The sequence below is a fragment of the Massilia atriviolacea genome, from assembly GCF_003953935.1.
Classification (GTDB): domain Bacteria; phylum Pseudomonadota; class Gammaproteobacteria; order Burkholderiales; family Burkholderiaceae_D; genus Telluria_A; species Telluria_A atriviolacea.
The window spans coordinates 152,700-170,844 of sequence record NZ_RXLQ01000010.1 but is presented as its reverse complement, the minus strand read 5'-3'; the positions used below and the strand labels follow the sequence as shown (position 1 = coordinate 170,844).

The window sequence follows — 18,145 nt, the reverse complement described above, 5'->3', positions numbered from 1 at the left end:
ACAAGGTCGATACAGCGCCTTGCCAGCCTCAGGTCGCCGGCGTCGCCGCCGGCCGCCAGTGCATGCGCTCGGTGATATCCATCCCGATCCCGCGATAGCCCGTAAACCGGCTCGCCATGTCGAACATCGGCTCGCCGCTCACCTGCAGGTATTGCACGCTGCCATCGGCGCGCGTACGCGTGAAGATGAAGTCCAGGAACGGCGTGCGGCTGGCGATATTCTCGCGCAGCTGCGCGCGCTCGTCCGCGTTCCAGCCGCCCTCGCCGTCGCCCTCGGCGCCGATTCCCAGCATCTCGCTCACCGGTCCCGAGAAGCGGGTCAGCTGGCCCTGCGCATCCTGCTCCCAGTACCAGTCCGACGACAGCTCGGTAAAACGTTGGAAACGCGCCTCGCTGGCGCGCAGCTCGGCCGTGCGCTCCAGCACGGTCTGTTCGAGCTGGCGGTTGTAGTCGGCCAGGCGGCGGTACAGCAGCCGCACTTCCAGCATGTTATGGATGCGCGTCTGCACTTCGACCAGGTCGAAGGGCTTGCTGACGAAATCCTTGGCGCCGGCCTGGAGCGCGCGCAGCTTGTGCCCGGGCTGGGCGGTGATCACCAGCACCGGCAGGTAGCCGCCGCGCTCGATCTGCTTGAGTCCCTCGATCACCTCGAATCCATCCATCTCCGGCATCTGCAGGTCGAGCAGGATCAGGTCGTAGCCGTGCTCGGCGTGCGCGGCGCACACCGTGCGCGGATCCTGGGTCGTCGAAATATGGAGGTAACCCGCGTTACGCAGCATCTGTTCAAGCAGCATCACGTTCGCTTCCTGGTCGTCGACGATCAGGATATTGCCGCTCAGGATTTCAGAAGGGTCAAGCATGGGGTTCTTTCAAAGTGGTGCGGGGGCCATCAGCTTGCGCCTGGCCGTGTTCGGCCGCATGGCGCATGGCGAGGTCGAGCGCATCCATGAATTCGCGCACGCGGATCGGCTTGGTCAGGTATTGGAAAAATCCCGCTTCCAGGCCTTTTTCGATATCGCGCGGCATGGCGTTGGCCGACAGCGCCACCACCGGAATATGCGCCGTGCCCTTGTCTTCACGCAGCATCTTGAGGGCGCCGTAACCGCTCATGCCGGGCAGGTTGATGTCCATCAGGATCACGTCCGGCTTGCAGGCGCGCGCCATCTCCACCCCGTGGTAGCCGTCGACGGCGGTGAGCAATTGCAGGTCGCCGCGGCGCTCCATCAATTGCTCCACCAGCGCCAGGTTGGCCGGATTGTCTTCCACGTACAGCAAGGTCGGCTGCCTGCCGTTACTGCGCGCGGCGGCGTGGCGGCGGTCGCGCGCCAGGTCGTCGTCGTGCTCCAGCGCCAGCGCCGGTTCGGCCGCGCCGGCGAACTCGACCCAGAACACGGTACCGGTCCCGACCGTGCTGTCGACGCCGATGCGCCCATCCATCAGCTCGACCAGGCGCTTGGTCACGACCAGGCCGATGCCGGTGCCCTCCTCGCCGCTGTTTTCCTGGCCCAGGCGGTTGAACGGCTGGAACAGCTGCGCCAGCTGCGAGGGCGCCAGGCCGGCGCCGGTATCTTCCACGCTCACGCGCACGCGCCCGTCAGCCACCAGGGCGCAGGTCACGTTGACCGAACCGCCCTCGCGGTTGTACTTGATGGCGTTCGACAGCAGGTTGATCATCACCTGCTTGACGCGGGTGCGGTCGGCGTGGATGAACAGGTGCTTGTCGACCACCGGGAAATGCAGTCCCAGTTTGCGCGTGGCCGCCTGCGGGCTGATCATGCCTTCGCAGTCGAGCAGCACCTCGCCCAGCGACATCGATTCCTGCGACATGGTCACCTTGCCCGACTCGACCATCGCCAGGTCGAGGATTTCGTTGATCAGGCGCAGCAGATACCAGCCGCCCTTGAGGATCTGGTCGATCGAGCGCTGCTGGTGCGGGGCCGGCGGCGGCACGTCGGACGCCATCAGCTGGGCGAAGCCGAGCACGGCGTTGAGCGGGGTGCGCAGTTCGTGGCTCATCGAGGACAGGAATTCGGACTTGGCGCGGTTGGCCTTGTCGGCAATGGCGCGCGCGCTTTCCAGTTCGACATTGGTTTCCTGCAGCGCATGTTCGAACTGCTTGCGCTCGGTCACATCGCGCGCGGCGGCGAACACGCCCTGCAGCTTGCGCTCGCGGTCGTAGAAGGTGCTGGCGTTGTACGACACCACCGTCCGCTTGCCGTCGCGCGCCAGCGCGGTCAGCTCGTAATTGGTCACCTTGCCTTCGCGCAGCACGCGCGCGACGGCTTCCTGGGCCCGTTCCGGTTCCGAAAAATAGCTCTTGAACGGCGCCCCGATCAGTTCGTCCCGGGTACAGCCGGTCAGCGCTTCCATCTCCTGGTTGACGTCGCTGATGATGCCGCGCGGATCGGTCGCGATCAGGGCGTCGGTATTCGATTCGATCAGCGAGCGCGTGTAGAACTGCTGGTCGCGCAGGCGCTGGTCGAGCAGCGCCTGTTCGGCCTCGACCTGCTTGCGCGCGGTATTGTCGCTGCCGATCAGCAGGTAGCCGATCACCTTGCCGGGCGCGTCGCGCAGGGCCGTCACCGACACCAGCGCCGGGAAGCGCGTGCCATCCTTGCGGATATAGGTCAGTTCGTAGACGTCTTCGATCCCGCGCAGGGCCTTGAACACCATCGATTCGAAGCCGGTCGCGATCGTTTCGCCCATTTCGCGGCTCAGTTCGGCCGCCCGCGATTCCAGTTCCTGGCGGTCGGAAATATCGGCCGGCGTCATCCTGTCGACCACCTCGGCGGCGGCGTAGCCCAGCATGCGCTCGGCGCCGACGTTGAAAATCTGGATCACGCCCTGGGCATCGGTGGCGATGCTGGAGAAATTGGCGCTGTTGAAAATCGCATCCTGCAGCGCGCCCGACTTGAGCAGGGGCACCGCGTGCAGCGCCCGTTCGGCCTCGGTGCGCATGCCGATGGCGCGCTGGACGCGCACGAACAGCAGCGCCAGGAAGATCAGCAGCAGGATGATGCTGGTCTTGATCAGGTTGACGGCCCCTTCGGAATCGACCGCGTAGTTGAGCGCGATGGCGCCGACCAGCAGCAGCACGGTCAGGGTGGCGCCGAAGCCGATCAGCATCAGGCGTTCGACCGAGGTGTTTTGCATGAAACCGGCGCTCATGCCAGGTTCCCCTGGCGGTGGCGCACGTCCGACAGCAGGCGCGCGAATTCCTTCTTGACGACCGCGTAGCATTCGCACACGTCCTGCTCCAGCCCGGCGCGGTCGAGCACCGTGATATGGCCGCGCCGGTAGCTGATGTAACCGTAGCCCTGCAGGCGCCCGGCCGCTTCGGTCACGCCCTCGCGCCGCACGCCGAGCATGTTGGCGATCAGTTCCTGGGTCATGGTCAGCTCGTTGGTGGGCAGGCGGTCGAGCGTGAGCAACAGCCAGCGGCACAGTTGCTGTTCGACCGAATGATGACGGTTGCACACCGCCGTTTGCGACATTTGCGTCAGCAGGGCCTGGGTGTAGCGCAACAGCAGGCGCATCACGTGACCGCCCCGGTTGAACTCGTCCATCAGGATCGCGGCCGGCAGGCGGTAGGCGTGGCCGCGCGTCTGCACCACGGCGCGGCTGGGCGTGCTGTTGCCGCCCATGAAAATCGACACCCCCAGCACGCCCTCATTGCCGACGCCGGCGATTTCGGAGGAAGCGCCGTTCTCCAATAAATAATGGAGCGAAACGATCGCGCTGGTGGGAAAGTACAAATGATGCAATTTATCGCCCGATTCGGACAATACATCGCCGAGGAGCAAGGGGATCAGTTCGAGGTGCGGAGCCAGGCGGTCGAATTCGGCGTCGAGCAGCGCGGCCAGCAGGTGGTTCTGATTGGGGTCGTGCTTACTGGACATTGGAGATAGCGCTTCCAGTGAAGGCTGCGGTGAATTAGTCCGACAGGGTAACACGCGCGGTCATTCCTAGACGCAATGTATTTTGCAAGCGAACGGGCCGCAGGGGACGGGGCTGGCGCAGGCGGATCTGGCGTCGGCGGCGACAGCCAGGTCGCCATGGCGCGCCGCACCCGGGAATCGATGGATAAGGAGGACATTGCCGGCCATCCGCCGGCCGCCAAACGCGGCCGGCGGATGGCGGTGATAGGGGAGCGCCCTTGATGCGCGGCGACGGGCGTCGCCACGGCATGCGCGCTCGCGCCGGTTCAGAACGAGTGGCGCATGCCCACGTTCAGGGCCGACCAGCCTTTGCCGCCGTCAGGCGCGGTAATGGCCATGTAGCCCGGACCGGTACGGTGCTTCACCAGCGAATAGGCGGTGTAGAAATCGGTGCGGCGCGACACTTTGTAGGTGGCGCCGAAGGCCAGCATGTCGACATCGCGGTTGGCGCGGTCGCGGTCGTTCCTGCGCACGAAGGAGGCCAGGTAGGTCATCGAGCGCACCGGCACGGCAACACCGACCAAGACGTCGCGGCTGTCGGTCGACGGCGTGCTGGCCATGGCCGCGCCGTAGGGATTGTCCGGATTCCACAGCGGCGAGTTACCCCAGCCGCGGTTGGCGCTGTAGGCGGCATAGGCCTTCATGCCGCCCAGGTCGACGTTGGCGGCGGCGATGGAATTCTTGGCGTCCATGCGCACGCCGAGCGCGGTCGCTGGGGCCACTTTGGCAACATTTTTATTCTGGTGGGCGAGACGCAGGGTGACTGGTCCGCCTTCGATCCCGACCGACAAGCCCCAGGCGCGGCTGTTCTGCCGCTCGCGCTCATAGTTACTGAGCGCAATGCCACGCGGCTCGGTCATATCTTGCAAGCCCATGCGCTTGCCCGGATAACCGAATACCTTGGTGGCGGTCTCTGGGGTCCCCGGCTCGAACAGATCGCTCACATCGACCAGGGACAGGCCGTGCTTCGCATCGGAGCCGGCGATGGCAGCCCGGTACACGGACGTTTGTGTCTGGGCATGTGCGCCTGCTGTGCAGGCGCATAAGGCAATAACGGCAAGAGAAGAGGTTTTCATGGCGGTACTCCGTACAATTGATTCTACGCTGATTACGTTATCCTCTTGTAGGAATATTTGTTCTGTCCGTTACCCCACATAGCGCGCTATCATCGTCAATATCGATTCGATTACCGGCCCGACAGGACTTTATAGTGACCAGCAGAAGCACCAGCAGCGCCAGCAGCACCAGCAGCGCCGGCAGCAAAGCGTTCCGTTATCCCAAGATGCCAGGCACCCTGCGCGCCGATGTGCTGGCGGTCTTGCTGGCATCGGACGACATGACAGGGATTGAGAGTATTTTCGACCAAAGAAAACAAAGCTTGAGTACGGTCATCCGCGCCCTGATCCGCAAGTACGGCTGGCCGATCGAACGCAGGGATTTTCCGACCAACACGGCCGATGGCCGGGCTGGCTGGGCCTCGGTGTACTGCCTGCCGCAGGAAGTGATCGACGCGGCGCTGGCCGGCGCCGGACGCGACTGGCTGGAAGGGGTGCGGGCGGCGCGCGCGGCAAGGCGGCGCCGGCCCTTGCGCGCGCCCGCCACCGCGAAAAGCAGGCCGCTCGCGCAAATCGACGAAGAATGAGACGCTGCGGCCAGCTCGCGGCCGCTATTTCACCTCGCAATAGTCTGATCATCAGGAAGCATGGGACCGCACATTTACAAAGTCGCCAATATTGGCCAAGGCTGCCTGGCCGTGATGGCGAAACCGGTCGCAGGCGAATGGATTGACGACGAGTTTTCCGGGATTGCCAGATACGGGATGAGCGGCATGGTGTCCTTGCTCGAACGGCACGAAATCCGCGAACTGGGCCTGACCGACGCGCCTGCGCTGTGCGCGGCCCACGGCATGACATTCACGGCATTCCCGATCGCCGACCGCGGCCTGCCGGCCGCGCCTGGCGTGTTTGCACTGGTGCACGACATTGCTCGCCGTATCGAACAAGGAGCGCATATCGTGATCCATTGCCGCGCAGGCATCGGGCGCACCGGCTTGCTTGCCGCCGCCGTGCTGGTCCGGCACGGCCGTACGCCCGAGGAAGCGTTCAAGCTTGTCTCGGCTGCGCGTGGCGTTCAGGTGCCGGACACCCAGGAACAATACGACTGGGTCGTCCAGCACCGGAAGCGCCTGCAGCTGGTCGAATAAGGCTGTTCAGGCCGTTACAAGAGCCGCCACGGCATGGTCCACATAGCCGTCCGGCCGCACCACCAGGGCTGCCACCCCATCCAGTTCCGCCGCCCTTGCCGGCACCGTTGCCGTGACCGTGTCAAGCCAGGCGCCATCCGGCGGCCCCTGCCAGTCCGGCCGGGCGCCGCCATCGACCCGCAACAGCAGCCAGCGCCCCCCTGCCAGATGCCGGTACACGGACGAGGCCGTGCCATCGGCATGCAGCAGCGGCCAATCGGGCAGCCGGCGCCCGGTCCAGCGCGCGCACGCCTGCCCGCCCCCCGCCACGGGAAGCAGCGCGGCCGGATAGCCAATGCCGAAGCCCGACAGCTCATGCGCCAGGGTCGCGTTCAGTTCCGCCCCTTTCATCAGTTCGCTCAGCGTGGCGCGCAGGGCCTGGCCGGCCGGGTCGAACGCGTCCATCATCAGCGCGCTCTGCGCCAGGGTGTTGCGGTACAGCGCCGCCCCGACCGGATGGCGCTCGGCCTGGTAGCTATCGAGCAGGGACGCCAGCCACGCCGCGTCCGCCCTGCCGCGCAGCGCGCCGGCCAGCTTCCAGCCCAGGTTCATGGCGTCCTGCATGCCGACATTCATTCCTTGCCCGCCCGCCGGCAAGTGGATGTGGGCCGCATCGCCCGCCAAAAAGATCCGCCCCCGACGATATGACTGCGCCAGGCAGGTCTGGTTCGAAAAACGCGACAGCCATTGCGGCGCATGCATGCCGAAATCGTCCCCGGCCACACGCCGCGTCGCCGCCGCCAGTCCCTCCAGGGTGACAGGAACCTCGACCGGCACGCCGATGTCTTGCGCATCGACCACGATCACCCGGTACAGCTCGCCGCCCAGCGGCACCAGCATCAAGCCACCCGCCGCATTGCCCAGGCTGAGCGCGCGGCCCGCCGGGGGCGTGCGCAGCAGCACGTCGCCGAGCATCGCGGTCTTGGTCGGCGGCAAGCCGTCGAAGGCGATGCCGGCCTGGCGCCGCACCAGGCTGCGCGCGCCGTCGGCGCCGACCAGGTAGCGCGCGGCCAGACGGAACGGCGTGGCGGCCCGCGTGCCCGTCACCCACACGCCCTCCTCGTCCTGTCCGCTCGCGTCGAGCGTCGCCCCGCGCCGCAGGTCCACGCCCAGTTCGCCGGCCCACGCTTCCAGCAATTCTTCGGTCACGCTCTGCGCAATGAACAGGGTGAAGGGATAGGTACTGTCGCAGGCGCTGAAATCGAGCCGCGTCGGCAGCCCGGCAAAGTGGCCGCTGGGAATCGGCATGCCGCGCGCCTGGAAGCGCCCTGCCACACCGCGCAGCGCCAGCATTTCCAGCGTACGCCCGTGCATGGTCAGCGCGCGCGACTGCGCCACCCGTTCCGTGCGCCGTTCCAGCACCGTCACGCGCACGCCGGCCAGCGCCAGTTCGCACGCCAGCAACAGCCCGACCGGACCCGCTCCGGCTACGATTACCTCTGCATTGCTTGTCATCGTCATATAAGCTAACATCGTTAGGGGAGCTGCAAAGATAAACCTAACAGCGTTAGAGTGTCAAGGAAAAGAGGAAACATGGGAATATCGCGCGAGGTCGTGATCGCCACGGCGTTGGATTTGCTCGACGAGGTGGGACTGGAGGGATTGACGATGCGCCGCCTGGCAGACGCGCTCGGCATCAAGGCGGCGTCGCTCTACTGGCACTTCGCCAACAAGCAGGTTTTGATGGATGGCATGGCCGACGCGCTGATGGCCGGCGTCGCCACGCACCCGGATGAGGACGCGGCGGCTTCATGGCGCGCTGGCGTGGCGGCCACAGCGCGGGCGGTGCGCGCCGCCCTGCTGGCCCGACGCGACGGCGCCCGCGTGTTTGCCGGCACCTATGTCGTCACCGACAATGTGTTGCGCGTGGCCGAATCGATGATCGGCCCGCTGCGCACGGCGGGCGCCGGCACGCGCATGGCGGGCTGGGGCGCGTTTTCCATCCTGTACTACGTGCTCGGCTTCGTGATGGAGGAACAGGGACTCGATCCGGCCGCCCCGCTCCCGGTCGACGCTGCCGGCCGCCGTGCTCCTTTCGAACAACTGGCAGCGCAACGCTATCCGCACGTGCTGGCGGTCATGGACGCGCTGTTCGACCGCGACTTCGACGCCCGCTTCGAATCCGGACTGGACTTGATCCTGACCGGGCTGGAGGTCAAGATCGGCAGCGGCGCGGCCTAAGTATGTGCGCATAAATTCTTGCAATTTCCAGCTTCCATAAGCGGCGCCTTGCAAGGCATCCGCTTCTGTTCGCCGTAAATCACAATCATTCTGCACACTTAGTTAGAATTCTTCCCAGGCATCGGCGGCCGGCTTCGGTGCCGGCTTCGGTGCCGGCTTGGCCAGCCGGGTCGCGCAGGCGCCAGCCGGCCGGGCCGCCACGGCCGGCTTGACGACGGCGCCGGCCGGCGCGTGCCGTCCTGCCCCGGCGCCTTCGTCCCCATGCAGCTTGAACACGCTGACCGCCTCGGCCAGGTGCACGGCCTGGCTCTGCATGCTCGCGGCGGCGGCGGCGGCCTGTTCGACCAGCGCCGCGTTTTGTTGCGTGGCATTGTCCATCGCGACGATGGCCCCGTTCACCTGATTGATCCCCGCGCTCTGCTCGGCGCTGGCGGCGGCGATCTCGCCCATGATGTCGGCCACCTGGCGCACCGAGCTCATGATCTGCTCCATCGTCGCGCCGGCCTGGTTCACCAGATCGCTGCCGGTCTCCACCTTGCCCACCGAATCGTCGATCAGCGCCTTGATTTCCTTGGCGGCGCCGGCCGAGCGCTGCGCCAGGTTGCGCACCTCGGATGCCACCACGGCAAAACCGCGCCCCTGCTCGCCGGCCCGGGCCGCTTCGACCGCCGCATTCAAGGCCAGGATATTGGTCTGGAAAGCAATCCCGTCGATCACGCTGATGATATCGACAATCTTGCCCGAACTTTCGCGAATCGCGCCCATCGTGCCGACCACGTCGCCGACCACCTTGCCGCCCTTGTTGGCGTGCTCGGCGGCGGAAACGACCAGCGTGTTGGCCTGGCGCGCGTTATCGGCGTTTTGCTTGACGATCGAGGTCAGTTCTTCCATCGACGAGGCGGTCTCTTCCAGGCTGGCGGCCTGGTTTTCTGTGCGCGTGGCCAGGTCCATATTGCCGGCCGCGATTTCCGACGAGGCGGTGGTGATCGTATCGGTGCCGCTGCGCACCGCGCCGACGGTGCGGGTCAGGCCCGCCACCATGTCCTTGAGCGCACTGAGCAGGCGCCCGGTTTCATCCTGGCGCGTCACTTCGATGCGGGTGGTCAGGTCGCCGCGCGCGACCGTCTCGGCCAGCGCCACGGCCTCGCCGATGGGGACCGTGACCGAACGCGTGATCAGCCAGCCCGCCAGCGCCGAGATCGCGGTCGCCAGCGCCAGCAGCAGCAACATCAACAAGGTAGCCGAACGCGACGCCTGCGCCGCTTCCTTGCCGTCGCGCGCCATCAAGCCCGTCTGGTATTTGAGGACCGCGTCGAGCCGGCCGAAGTAAGCGTTCTGCACCGGAATGACTTCCTTGAACAGGAAGGCGACGGCCTCGTCGCGCCCACCCTGCTCGAAGCGCTTGACCGCGTCCGAACGCAGCGCGAAGTACGCGTCGAAGGCCTTGGCCTGGTCCTGGAACAGTTGCCTGGCCTCGTCGGACACCATCATCGCCCCCAGCTTGGCGGACGCTTCGGCGCCGGTGCGGTCGGCGTCGAGCATGCTGCCCAACAAGGTCCTGGCCTGGGCCGGATCGGGCGCCAGCATGGCGTTGCGCAAGGACTGGGCGCCGCGGTTGGCATAGCTGCGCATCACATTGGTCAACTCGACCTGCACGTAGCGGTCGTTGACGATATGGTCGGTCAGGGAACTGGTGTAGCGGATGCGGTCGATGCCGAGCAGCGACATCACCAGCAGGATGCAAATCGTCAAGCCGAACCCGATTGCCAGGCGCGCTCCGATTTTCAGATGGGAAAACATAGACAATCTCCTTGACGAGCATTCACATGGCTAACCGATGAGAACGATTGTAAGCCCGCCGGGCGCAGCCTCGTCAAGGAGTGTTGTTAAGCGGCACACAATGTGCCGCCCCGGATCAGCGCTGGGCCGGCACGAATTCCTGCAGCACCGCCTGGCGCAGCAGCGTCGGCGGCACCAGTCCCTGCGCCAGCACGAAGTCGTTGAAGGCCTGGCGGTTGAACTTCCGGCGCAGAGCGACCTCGGCCGCCTGGCGCGTTTCCATCAGGCGCTGGTAGCCGTAGAAATACGAGGTCGCCTGGCCCGGCGCGCGGAAGGTGTAGCGCTGCATTTCCTGGGTCGCCATGCCCTCCGACAAGCCGACCTCGTCCATCAAGAAGGCTTTCACGCCCTCGGGCGTGATCTCGCCCAGGTTGACCATCGGATCGAGGAAGGCGCGCGCGGCGCGCTGCATGCGGGCTTGCAGCGCGAACAGCTGGCCGTCGAGCGGCTCGTAGGGCTGCATTTCGGCTTCCGCGTACAGGGCCCAGCCCTCCACGTTGACGCTGTTGAAGGCAAATACCGCGCGCGCGGTCGACACGCCGGTCTCGATCATCTTGGCGAATTGCAGTTCGTGGCCGGGACGCGCTTCGTGCGCCGTCAGCGTCCAGGTCGCCGCTTCGTGGGTGAAATCGTCGAAGGCCAGGGTCTTGCCTTTGGCGTCGGGCGGCATGCCGGCGGTCAGGACGAATTCGCCGTATTCGCCGGTGTTGCCGATCAGGCGCGGCGGATTCATGTGCGGGGCCGGCTGCGCGGCGCTCTCGGCCGTGCTGGCCATGCGGATCACCGCCTTGCGCTCGGGCAGCGACACGATCTTCTGCTCGCGCACGGCCGCCTCGATCTGGTTCAGGCGGTCGGCGTACAGGGGCATCACACGCTCGGCCGGAATCTGCTGCTTTTTCAGCTCGGCCATGACGGCGCGGTAATCGGGATTGGCCAGCTTGCGCTCGCGCGCGATCAGGCCCGCCGTGATGTTCATCTGGTTGCGGATCTCGGCGAACGAGGTCAGGGCCTTGGCGATCAATTCCTGAGGGCTGATATCGACGCCGAACTGGCGCAGGTTGTTCGCATAGACCTCGGCCGGCAAACGGTGGTCGCTGCGCGCGCGCGGCAGGATCTGCTTTTTCACATGCTCGTTATAGGCCGTCAGCTGCGTCTCCAACGCGGCGAAACTGGGCTCCCAGCCTTGCAGGTCGCTCTTGCTCAGGAGGTCCTTGATTCCCTTGATCAGGGTCGGGCTGTCGTTGATGGCCTGTTCCACTTCATCCTTGAAAGGACCGATCAGGGTCTTGTTCGCTTTCAGGCGTTCCTGCAGGCGCTCGGCCGCCAGTTCGGTGGCCGGGCGATAGCCCTTGGCCAGGCCGGCGTATTTTTGCAGGCGCACCAGCAGGGTTTTCTGGCGCTCCTTCGGGATGCGCGGATCGAGCGTCTGGCGCACCACGCCGAACAGCTGGGCGGTGAGATTATCGAACGGGACAAAATATTTACGATCCAGCGCCGCCGCGCGCAGCTGGTCTTCGGCGCTGCCGATCAGGATATCGATATCCTGGCGGATCTTGGCATCGGTTTCGCTCTTGCGGCGCTTTTGCAGCTCGGCGATCACGGCGCGCGTATCCTTGTTGGTCTGCTCGAAGTGGTCGCGCGACAGGTCGGTGATCTGCTCGTCGTAACCGTCGACACCGAGGCCGCTGGCGCTTTCGGGCGCGTATTTGGCCATCACATTGAGTACCAGCTTGGCGTTGGCATTGCTTTTGGCGACCCACGCCGGTTCGGCCGCGGAGACAGCGGCGCACAGCGACAGCATGGCCAGCGCGACGGCGGCGCGGATGGTACGGATGGTGGTTTGAGGCTTCGGCATGACGCTCCTTTTTAGTTATACATATGCGGCGCGGCCGAGGACCGGCCGGATGCGCGGACCATAGTTTTACCAGATTAGCGGCGATTGATCAAAGCCTGCCTTGTCACCTTGCGGCGTATGCGCCGAATACCTCGTCGAATGCGGCAAAGGTCCCGCTGTCCCCGCGCTCGAGCACCGCGAACGTCACGTGGCCGAACGCATTCCTGTAGCGCGGGTTATGCAGCAGGTGCGCCGCAAACCAGCGTGCCATGTCGCCGGGCAGGTTGCCGAACACGCCGCAGCCCCAGGCGCCGAGAACCAGGTCGCGATGGCCGTGATGCAGCGCCAGCGACAGCAGCTTGTCGATCCGTTGCAGCATGCACGCTTCCACATCCCGCATGCGTTCCGGTTCGTTGCGCGACAATGCCCCGCGGTTGACGGCCGGCGCGGTCACGAACGACGCCGGATAAGGCGCGTCGAGAAAGGCGTACGCATCGTCGCGAAACACCGGCACCTGCGGCGAATAGATCATGTCGTCGTGATAGATGCAGGATCGCAGGGCGCGATTGGCGTCGTACATGGCCGTCATCTGCGCAATGCAGGCATACAGGCCGGACGACTTGGCCAGGTTTTCTTCCTGCGCTTCGGAGCCGCCCAGAAAACCGCCGCCGGGGTTTTTCGCGGAGGCGAAATTGAGGCACAGCGGGTTCGCACGGCCCGCGCCGACCAGGCGGCGCGCGGCGGACAGGGTCGATTCCCTGCGCACCTCGAACTGCGTCGTTCTCGCTTCGCCGCGCACTGGCGCCTGGCTCAATTCGGCCAGACGTTCGGACGAATAATGCAGCGACTGCGCCTTGGCCAGCGCCAGCGCATCGGCGATCGACACCGATTCCCCGCGCGCATTCCGGTAACTTCCGCATTCCATGACGGCCAGGGTTTCCTGCGCGATTGCGGCCCGACGATCTCGATTGATACTCATTGCATTTCCTTTTTTGTTTTTATGGTGGTCGTTCACTGATACCGCGAACCGCAGCACTGCTGCGCCGTTCGCGTAGCAGCATCATAGATTACTTAGTTTGAAATTACAACTAACTTAGTTGTTGTTTTTAACTAAGCGTGCGGCGGTGGTAGAATCCGGGCTGACGACAACGAGGACAACGATGGGTAACGCCGATCTCACTGAACAGGAATATCTTGCCAGCTACAACGTGCACGCCTTCGATGTGCCATTGACCAGCGTCGACCTGGTGATTTTCACGGTCCGCGAGCAGGCCTTGCAGGTGCTGCTGGTACAGCGTGGGACGCACCCGGCCAAGGGACAATGGGCGCTGCCCGGCGGGTTCATCGACATCCGCAACGATCCGGACCTGGACGGCACGGCCTTGCGCAAGCTGCGCGAAAAAACCGGCGTGACAGCGCCCTATCTCGAACAATTGCAGGGATTCGGCAGTGCCACGCGCGATCCGCGCGGCTGGTCGGCCACGTTCGCCTATTTTGCGCTGATCGGATCGAGCCACATCGAACTGCAGCACGGCGCGGGCGCGGATGCCGCTTCCTGGCATCCGGTGGGAGACACCGGGGTGGACCTGGCGCTGGCCTTCGATCACGGCACGATCCTGTCCACGGCGGTCCAGCGGCTGCGCAACAAGGTCGAATACACCTCGCTCCCGGCGCATCTGCTGGCGCCGGAATTCACCTTGTCCGATTTGCAGCGCGTGTATGAAATCGTGCTGGGGCGGCCGATCGATAAAAGCGCTTTTCGCAAGCGCGTGAAAGAGGGCGACTTTCTGGAAGAAATCACCGGCAAGCAGCGCCACGGCAGCAACCGCCCGGCGCAGCTGTACCGCATCCGCAGCGGCCAGCCGACCGTGTTCTTCAACCGCACGATGGGCGGCTGAAGCGGGCGACGGACGCGGCCCAGGTTAGACCGCCGTGGGCGTCAGTCCGCCAGACGGTCGCGCGGCACCCATCCCTGCACTTTCCTACCGCTTTTGGGATTGGTGTAGTTCGCGTACACGAACGGACCGGAGGCCAGGCTGGTGGTCACGCTGTCGCCCGGCACCACGAACACGCCGGGCATGGCGCAGGCGGGATCGGGCGCGCTCAGGAATTGCAGCCGCCCGCTGCCTGACACCCGGCTCGATAGCGGCGCCGGCAAGGGCTGGGCATGTTTCTGGGCCAGGAAGCCGGCCGCACTGCACAGGCTCGGGGACTCGAACGCCATAACCACCTCGCTGCCCTGCCAGCGATAACTTTCCACGCCAGCCTGCGGGTCGGCCCGGTTGCTCAAGTGAACCACCGGCTCGGCGCCGGACATGGCGGCGCCGGCAAGCTCGCGGCAGCTACCGAACTCCTTCGACATGCTCGGCGCCTCGTCCGACAGTGCCAGCAGCAGAAAGGCGTGCTTGCACCCCGCCACGGGACGGCTGGTGCGCACGACGATGTAGTCGGGTCCGGTGGTGGAAGCGATCGGATACAGGGCCGCGCTGCCTGCGCCGACGGTCGCGATTTTTGTGCCGGCGAGGAGGATGTCGGCCGCCTCCCCACCCGCGATGACCTCTACCTTGCCATGGCGCGAATCGATCATGGTCTTGCCATCGGGCGCCACGGCGAACGCCAGCGGCGGGGCCAGCAAGATCGCGATCGTCAATGTGTTGATATGTATATTGCTCATATGCGTGCCAAAAAGATCGTCGTATTTTATCAGTCGTGCCAACAGCGGCCGGCGGGTGCTGTATTTGCGTATCCCAACGCACGCACCGCGCTCATGGGATCGATTATGATAAGGCTACAATAATTATCTGATTCATATCGCCCCCTATGCACCAATACACGCTTCAGCAAAAAACGTTTCTGCTTCTTCTCGCCATCGTCACCATCGGCTTCGGCTGGATCCTGGCGCCCTACGCCGGCGCCGTATTCTGGGGCGTGGTGCTGGCGATCCTGTTCGCGCCGCTGAACCGCTGGCTGCTCAGGAAGACCAACAACAAACCCAACCTGTCCGCCCTGCTGACCCTGCTGTCGATCGTGGTGATGGTGATCCTGCCGCTGGCCCTGATCTCGGTGTCGCTGGTCGACCAGGCCGCCAGCGTGTACGAGATGGTGCGTTCCGGCGAGCTGAACGTGGCCACCTATTTCAAGAAGATGATGAGCGCGCTGCCTCAGTGGGCCGTCAATCTGCTGGAGCGCTTCGACCTGACCAGCGTGGCCAAGCTGCAGCAGAAGATGTCGGAAGGCGCGGCGCAGGCCAGCCAGACCGTGGCGCGCCAGGCCATCCATGTCGGCAGCTACACTGTCGACCTGATGGTCAGCATGTGCATCATGCTGTACCTGCTGTACTTCCTGCTGCGCGACGGCCAGGTGCTCGCCGCGCGCATCCGCAGCGCCGTGCCGCTGAGCCGCAAGTACAAGCAGCGCCTGTTCAACAATTTCACCGCCGTCACCCGCGCTACCGTCAAGGGCAATATCCTGGTGGCGATTGCGCAGGGTGCGCTGGGCGGGATGATTTTCTGGTTCCTGGATGTGCAGGCGCCGGTGCTGTGGGGCGTGGTGATGGCCTTCCTGTCGCTGCTGCCGGCCATCGGCGCGGCCCTGGTGTGGGCGCCGGTGGCAATCTACTTCCTGGTCACGGGATCGGTGTGGGAAGGCGTGACCCTGATCGCCTTCGGCGTGATCGTGATCGGCCTGGTCGACAACATCCTGCGCCCTATCCTGGTGGGCAAGGATACCAAGATGCCCGATTATGTGGTGCTGCTGTCCACCGTGGGCGGCATGGCGCTGTTCGGCCTGAACGGCTTTGTGATCGGGCCGGTGGTGGCGGCGCTGTTCATCGCGGCCTGGGACTTGTTTGCGTCGGCCAGCGAGTTCCATACCGATTAAGCCGCCCGCCCGCGCGCCTCAGCCGTCCGCCCTGGGATGCCAGCGCTGCAGCGGCGGCGCGGGGCGGTGAACGCCTGAAGGCGCTTATAGAGCAGGCTCGTTTCCAGCAGATTCCAGATGCGCAGCATGGTCTCGATCAGGTCGAACGGCTTGGTCAGGAAATCCTTGGTCCCCAGCGACAAGGAGTATATCGAGATCTTCTACAACCGCCAGCGGCGCCCCTCGCGCCTTGGCTACGTGTCGCCAGCATCATTCGCCGAAAACTTCAGGGAAGAAGCGCTGGTTGCTTGAAACGGACGTGTCCACTATTGACAGTACACCTCATTTTTTAGTGCCCGGACAGTTGCACACGCCGAACAAGCGGTAGCCGCACTGAAAGAAAATGGTTTTGATCAGTACAATTGTGGAGCAACCAGTGCAAGCAATGGCGCCCTGCTGGCGCAGAATCGCTGCCGGAGCCAGGCAACTTTCGCTGAACGGCAAGCTAGTGCCTACATCCGATGTCCACATGGTCGACCGGCGGCTTTGGGGCGAAACCGGGCCCTCAACGTCAACCCCACCCGCCTTAGCGTGCTATTTTTTCCGTTTCCCCTCTTCACCCCTAACGATGTGGGTTCGGCTTGGGACACCTGGGCATCAAAATGCGGGCGCATGTCGCGGCAGCGGGCGCACCATTCAGAATGAACAGCAGCGCATCCCTTACCGCAGGCGTTGGGCCAGCATGTCGGCATCGTGCCACGGGTCGAGCGCGGTCTTCATGCGCCAGTACCGCTGTCCGCAAACTGGTCGCGTAGCTTGTCCACAGAGCGGATTTGCAATGGTGCAGCAGCGCGTATCGAAAGCCGGACGTGCGGAGCGCCTGACTCACTGAGAGGGAGCGCGAGCAAGTATTGGGCCGCGATACCGCGCTCGGCTTGTACGGCGTGCTTCAGTAGGGACAGGGCGCGCACAGGGTTGAGCACTTGCCCCTGCAGATATTGCTGACCTTCTGCCAGCCGAACGCTGGAATGGCCAGCAATGGCGTCGGCGTCAGGAACAGGCAGGCCCAGATCGGCATCCTGGCGGGCATCGCCAAGCTCCGGGGTGTCGGACCCGGCATGCGGTTCTGGCAGGACCAGCGCGCTGGCGCGCAGGCCGACCCCGGTGATCGTTTGCCATACCCAGCCAGCGTAGCGCGCAGTGGCCGGGTCGCGCATCTGGGCGATCACGTAAGGCAAGTGCGCACTGTCGCCATGGTAAGCAATGAAGCGCAGGGCCACCCGAGCCGGCATGAAATTAATCAGTGCCGCCAGGTTAGGATTGCCGATGGGTATTAGTCTGGCCAACAACTGCACCCAGCGTTGCAGGCGGCGCAGGGCTTGTTTGCGGTACCAGCCGGTTGCCGCGTTGTGCAGTTTGACCTGGACAATCACGCATTGCCACAGGGCTTCGGCCGCCACCATTGCGTCTTCGGCATCATCGTTTGCACGAAGGGGCGGACGGCCGCCAAGCGCAATCGCCGCTTCAGCCCGCACGGCCAGGGATGGATCCTGCAGACCGGCGCGCAGGGCCGCATCGTGCAGGCTATCGCCCGCACTGGCGGCAGCGGCAACACGACAGGCAGCCGCGCGCACATGCTCGTCGGGGCTGTCCAGGAACAACGCCAGTGGCTGCGCCAAGGATGGCGTGGCGGCAGCGCCCAGCAAGGCGCTGGCACGCAAGGCCACAGCTTGACGAATGGGATCGCTGGTGGGCGCGCTCCACGCATAAATGATGGCAGCCGCTTGCGCGTGCGGCACCCAGCCGAACGCACTGATCACGCCGCGCAGCAATTCATCGGGACGGGCGCGCACATGTGCCATCAATTCATCGAGCTGCGCCGCGTTGCCCGCTTGCAGCGCCAGGCAAGTGCAGACAAATGCTTCGCCGGGCTTCTTCCAGCGCTCCAGCGCGGCAAGGGCCTGGGCCCAACCGTCAGAGCCTGCCACTGCCAGCCCTTCGAGGTGTGCAGCAAGCATTGCGCTGAAGCGCCCCAGCTCGGCCAGGGTCAGGTGTGGTGAACTCGCCGAGCCGTCATGCTGCGACCAATAGAAGGCAGCATCTTCCGCATGGCGGCGCACCAGCGGCGCAATAATCGGGAAAGGGACTGGATCAGTCTTCATTGCATCGTCAAGCTCAAGGTGGGTATAGCGGGAATACGGTAGTGGTCCAGCCGGCACGGCGCCCGCACCATGTCGGCAGCGCCGGTCGCACC

Annotated in this window: 16 protein-coding genes; 5 read left to right on the top strand and 11 right to left on the bottom strand. The window is 64.9% G+C overall.

The features are described 5' to 3' along the window. Positions 1-28 precede the first annotated feature (28 nt). The 4 genes from EJB06_RS19610 to EJB06_RS19595 all read right to left on the bottom strand — a co-directional run bounded on the left by EJB06_RS19610 (position 29) and on the right by EJB06_RS19595 (position 4,938). The gene (locus EJB06_RS19610; RefSeq protein WP_126075705.1) at positions 29-859 is read right to left on the bottom strand and encodes a response regulator; all 831 of its coding nucleotides are present in this window, start codon (positions 857-859) and stop codon (positions 29-31) included. Continuing rightward, positions 852-2,957: a PAS domain S-box protein gene (locus EJB06_RS19605; protein WP_229427174.1), complete on the bottom strand. Its 2,106-nt coding sequence runs from the start codon at positions 2,955-2,957 to the stop codon at positions 852-854. Before EJB06_RS19605 ends, EJB06_RS19610 begins: the two co-directional genes overlap by 8 nt. Before the next feature lie 206 nt (positions 2,958-3,163). Further along, positions 3,164-3,898, bottom strand: a complete 735-nt coding sequence (locus tag EJB06_RS19600; protein WP_126075704.1) for a Crp/Fnr family transcriptional regulator — start codon at positions 3,896-3,898, stop codon at positions 3,164-3,166. A 305-nt stretch (positions 3,899-4,203) separates the two neighbouring features. Continuing rightward, on the bottom strand, positions 4,204-4,938 hold the full coding sequence (locus EJB06_RS19595) for a porin (protein ID WP_229427167.1): 735 nt from the start codon (positions 4,936-4,938) through the stop codon (positions 4,204-4,206). A gap of 209 nt (positions 4,939-5,147) precedes the next feature. Here EJB06_RS19595 and EJB06_RS19590 point away from each other — a divergent pair, with 209 nt between their 5' ends. Both EJB06_RS19590 and EJB06_RS19585 read left to right on the top strand, forming a co-directional pair. Continuing rightward, entirely contained in the window at positions 5,148-5,579 is a 432-nt protein-coding gene (locus EJB06_RS19590; protein WP_229427166.1) for a hypothetical protein, read from the top strand. Positions 5,580-5,639: 60 nt separating this feature from the next. Beyond that, positions 5,640-6,140, top strand: a complete 501-nt coding sequence (locus EJB06_RS19585; protein ID WP_126075702.1) for a protein-tyrosine phosphatase family protein — start codon at positions 5,640-5,642, stop codon at positions 6,138-6,140. Positions 6,141-6,146: 6 nt separating this feature from the next. Here the strand turns inward: EJB06_RS19585 and EJB06_RS19580 are convergent, their stop codons facing one another. Further along, entirely contained in the window at positions 6,147-7,640 is a 1,494-nt protein-coding gene (locus tag EJB06_RS19580) for an FAD-dependent monooxygenase (RefSeq protein ID WP_198420871.1), read from the bottom strand. 72 nt (positions 7,641-7,712) lie between these two features. Between EJB06_RS19580 and EJB06_RS19575 the strand changes: the two genes are divergently transcribed. Then, positions 7,713-8,360 carry a TetR/AcrR family transcriptional regulator C-terminal domain-containing protein gene (locus EJB06_RS19575; RefSeq protein ID WP_126075701.1) on the top strand — a complete coding sequence of 216 codons (648 nt, stop codon included), beginning with the start codon at positions 7,713-7,715 and terminating at the stop codon, positions 8,358-8,360. Positions 8,361-8,462: 102 nt separating this feature from the next. Here EJB06_RS19575 and EJB06_RS32990 read toward each other — a convergent pair whose 3' ends face one another. The 3 genes from EJB06_RS32990 to EJB06_RS19560 form a co-directional block, all read right to left on the bottom strand. Beyond that, positions 8,463-10,160, bottom strand: a complete 1,698-nt coding sequence (locus tag EJB06_RS32990; RefSeq protein ID WP_126075700.1) for a methyl-accepting chemotaxis protein — start codon at positions 10,158-10,160, stop codon at positions 8,463-8,465. 115 nt (positions 10,161-10,275) lie between these two features. Next, the gene (locus tag EJB06_RS19565; RefSeq protein WP_198420870.1) at positions 10,276-12,054 is read right to left on the bottom strand and encodes a DUF885 domain-containing protein; all 1,779 of its coding nucleotides are present in this window, start codon (positions 12,052-12,054) and stop codon (positions 10,276-10,278) included. A 103-nt stretch (positions 12,055-12,157) separates the two neighbouring features. Then, on the bottom strand, positions 12,158-13,012 hold the full coding sequence (locus tag EJB06_RS19560) for a TIGR02452 family protein (protein WP_126075699.1): 855 nt from the start codon (positions 13,010-13,012) through the stop codon (positions 12,158-12,160). Positions 13,013-13,193: 181 nt separating this feature from the next. Between EJB06_RS19560 and EJB06_RS19555 the strand changes: the two genes are divergently transcribed. Then, a complete protein-coding gene (locus tag EJB06_RS19555; RefSeq protein ID WP_126075698.1) occupies positions 13,194-13,931 on the top strand; it encodes an NUDIX hydrolase in 738 nt (245 codons plus the stop codon). Positions 13,932-13,972: 41 nt separating this feature from the next. Here the strand turns inward: EJB06_RS19555 and EJB06_RS19550 are convergent, their stop codons facing one another. After that, positions 13,973-14,707: a hypothetical protein gene (locus tag EJB06_RS19550; RefSeq protein WP_126075697.1), complete on the bottom strand. Its 735-nt coding sequence runs from the start codon at positions 14,705-14,707 to the stop codon at positions 13,973-13,975. A gap of 146 nt (positions 14,708-14,853) precedes the next feature. Here EJB06_RS19550 and EJB06_RS19545 point away from each other — a divergent pair, with 146 nt between their 5' ends. Further along, a complete protein-coding gene (locus EJB06_RS19545; RefSeq protein WP_126075696.1) occupies positions 14,854-15,912 on the top strand; it encodes an AI-2E family transporter in 1,059 nt (352 codons plus the stop codon). Here the strand turns inward: EJB06_RS19545 and EJB06_RS32600 are convergent. Both EJB06_RS32600 and EJB06_RS19535 read right to left on the bottom strand, forming a co-directional pair. After that, positions 15,909-16,094, bottom strand: a complete 186-nt coding sequence (locus EJB06_RS32600; RefSeq protein ID WP_229427165.1) for a response regulator — start codon at positions 16,092-16,094, stop codon at positions 15,909-15,911. The two genes, EJB06_RS19545 and EJB06_RS32600, sit on opposite strands and share 4 nt — an antisense overlap. Before the next feature lie 573 nt (positions 16,095-16,667). Then, positions 16,668-18,053: a hypothetical protein gene (locus tag EJB06_RS19535; RefSeq protein ID WP_198420869.1), complete on the bottom strand. Its 1,386-nt coding sequence runs from the start codon at positions 18,051-18,053 to the stop codon at positions 16,668-16,670. Between the last annotated feature and the right edge of the window lie 92 nt (positions 18,054-18,145).

Coding starts and splice junctions, on each gene's coding strand:
- EJB06_RS19610 (WP_126075705.1), bottom strand. CDS start 859: ATGCTTGACCCTTCTGAAATCCTGAGCGGCAATATCCTGATCGTCGAC.
- EJB06_RS19605 (WP_229427174.1), bottom strand. CDS start 2,957: ATGCGCACCGAGGCCGAACGGGCGCTGCACGCGGTGCCCCTGCTCAAG.
- EJB06_RS19600 (WP_126075704.1), bottom strand. CDS start 3,898: ATGTCCAGTAAGCACGACCCCAATCAGAACCACCTGCTGGCCGCGCTG.
- EJB06_RS19585 (WP_126075702.1), top strand. CDS start 5,640: ATGGGACCGCACATTTACAAAGTCGCCAATATTGGCCAAGGCTGCCTG.
- EJB06_RS19580 (WP_198420871.1), bottom strand. CDS start 7,640: ATGACGATGACAAGCAATGCAGAGGTAATCGTAGCCGGAGCGGGTCCG.
- EJB06_RS19575 (WP_126075701.1), top strand. CDS start 7,713: ATGGGAATATCGCGCGAGGTCGTGATCGCCACGGCGTTGGATTTGCTC.
- EJB06_RS32990 (WP_126075700.1), bottom strand. CDS start 10,160: ATGTTTTCCCATCTGAAAATCGGAGCGCGCCTGGCAATCGGGTTCGGC.
- EJB06_RS19565 (WP_198420870.1), bottom strand. CDS start 12,054: ATGCCGAAGCCTCAAACCACCATCCGTACCATCCGCGCCGCCGTCGCG.
- EJB06_RS19560 (WP_126075699.1), bottom strand. CDS start 13,012: ATGAGTATCAATCGAGATCGTCGGGCCGCAATCGCGCAGGAAACCCTG.
- EJB06_RS19555 (WP_126075698.1), top strand. CDS start 13,194: ATGGGTAACGCCGATCTCACTGAACAGGAATATCTTGCCAGCTACAAC.
- EJB06_RS19550 (WP_126075697.1), bottom strand. CDS start 14,707: ATGAGCAATATACATATCAACACATTGACGATCGCGATCTTGCTGGCC.
- EJB06_RS19545 (WP_126075696.1), top strand. CDS start 14,854: ATGCACCAATACACGCTTCAGCAAAAAACGTTTCTGCTTCTTCTCGCC.
- EJB06_RS19535 (WP_198420869.1), bottom strand. CDS start 18,053: ATGAAGACTGATCCAGTCCCTTTCCCGATTATTGCGCCGCTGGTGCGC.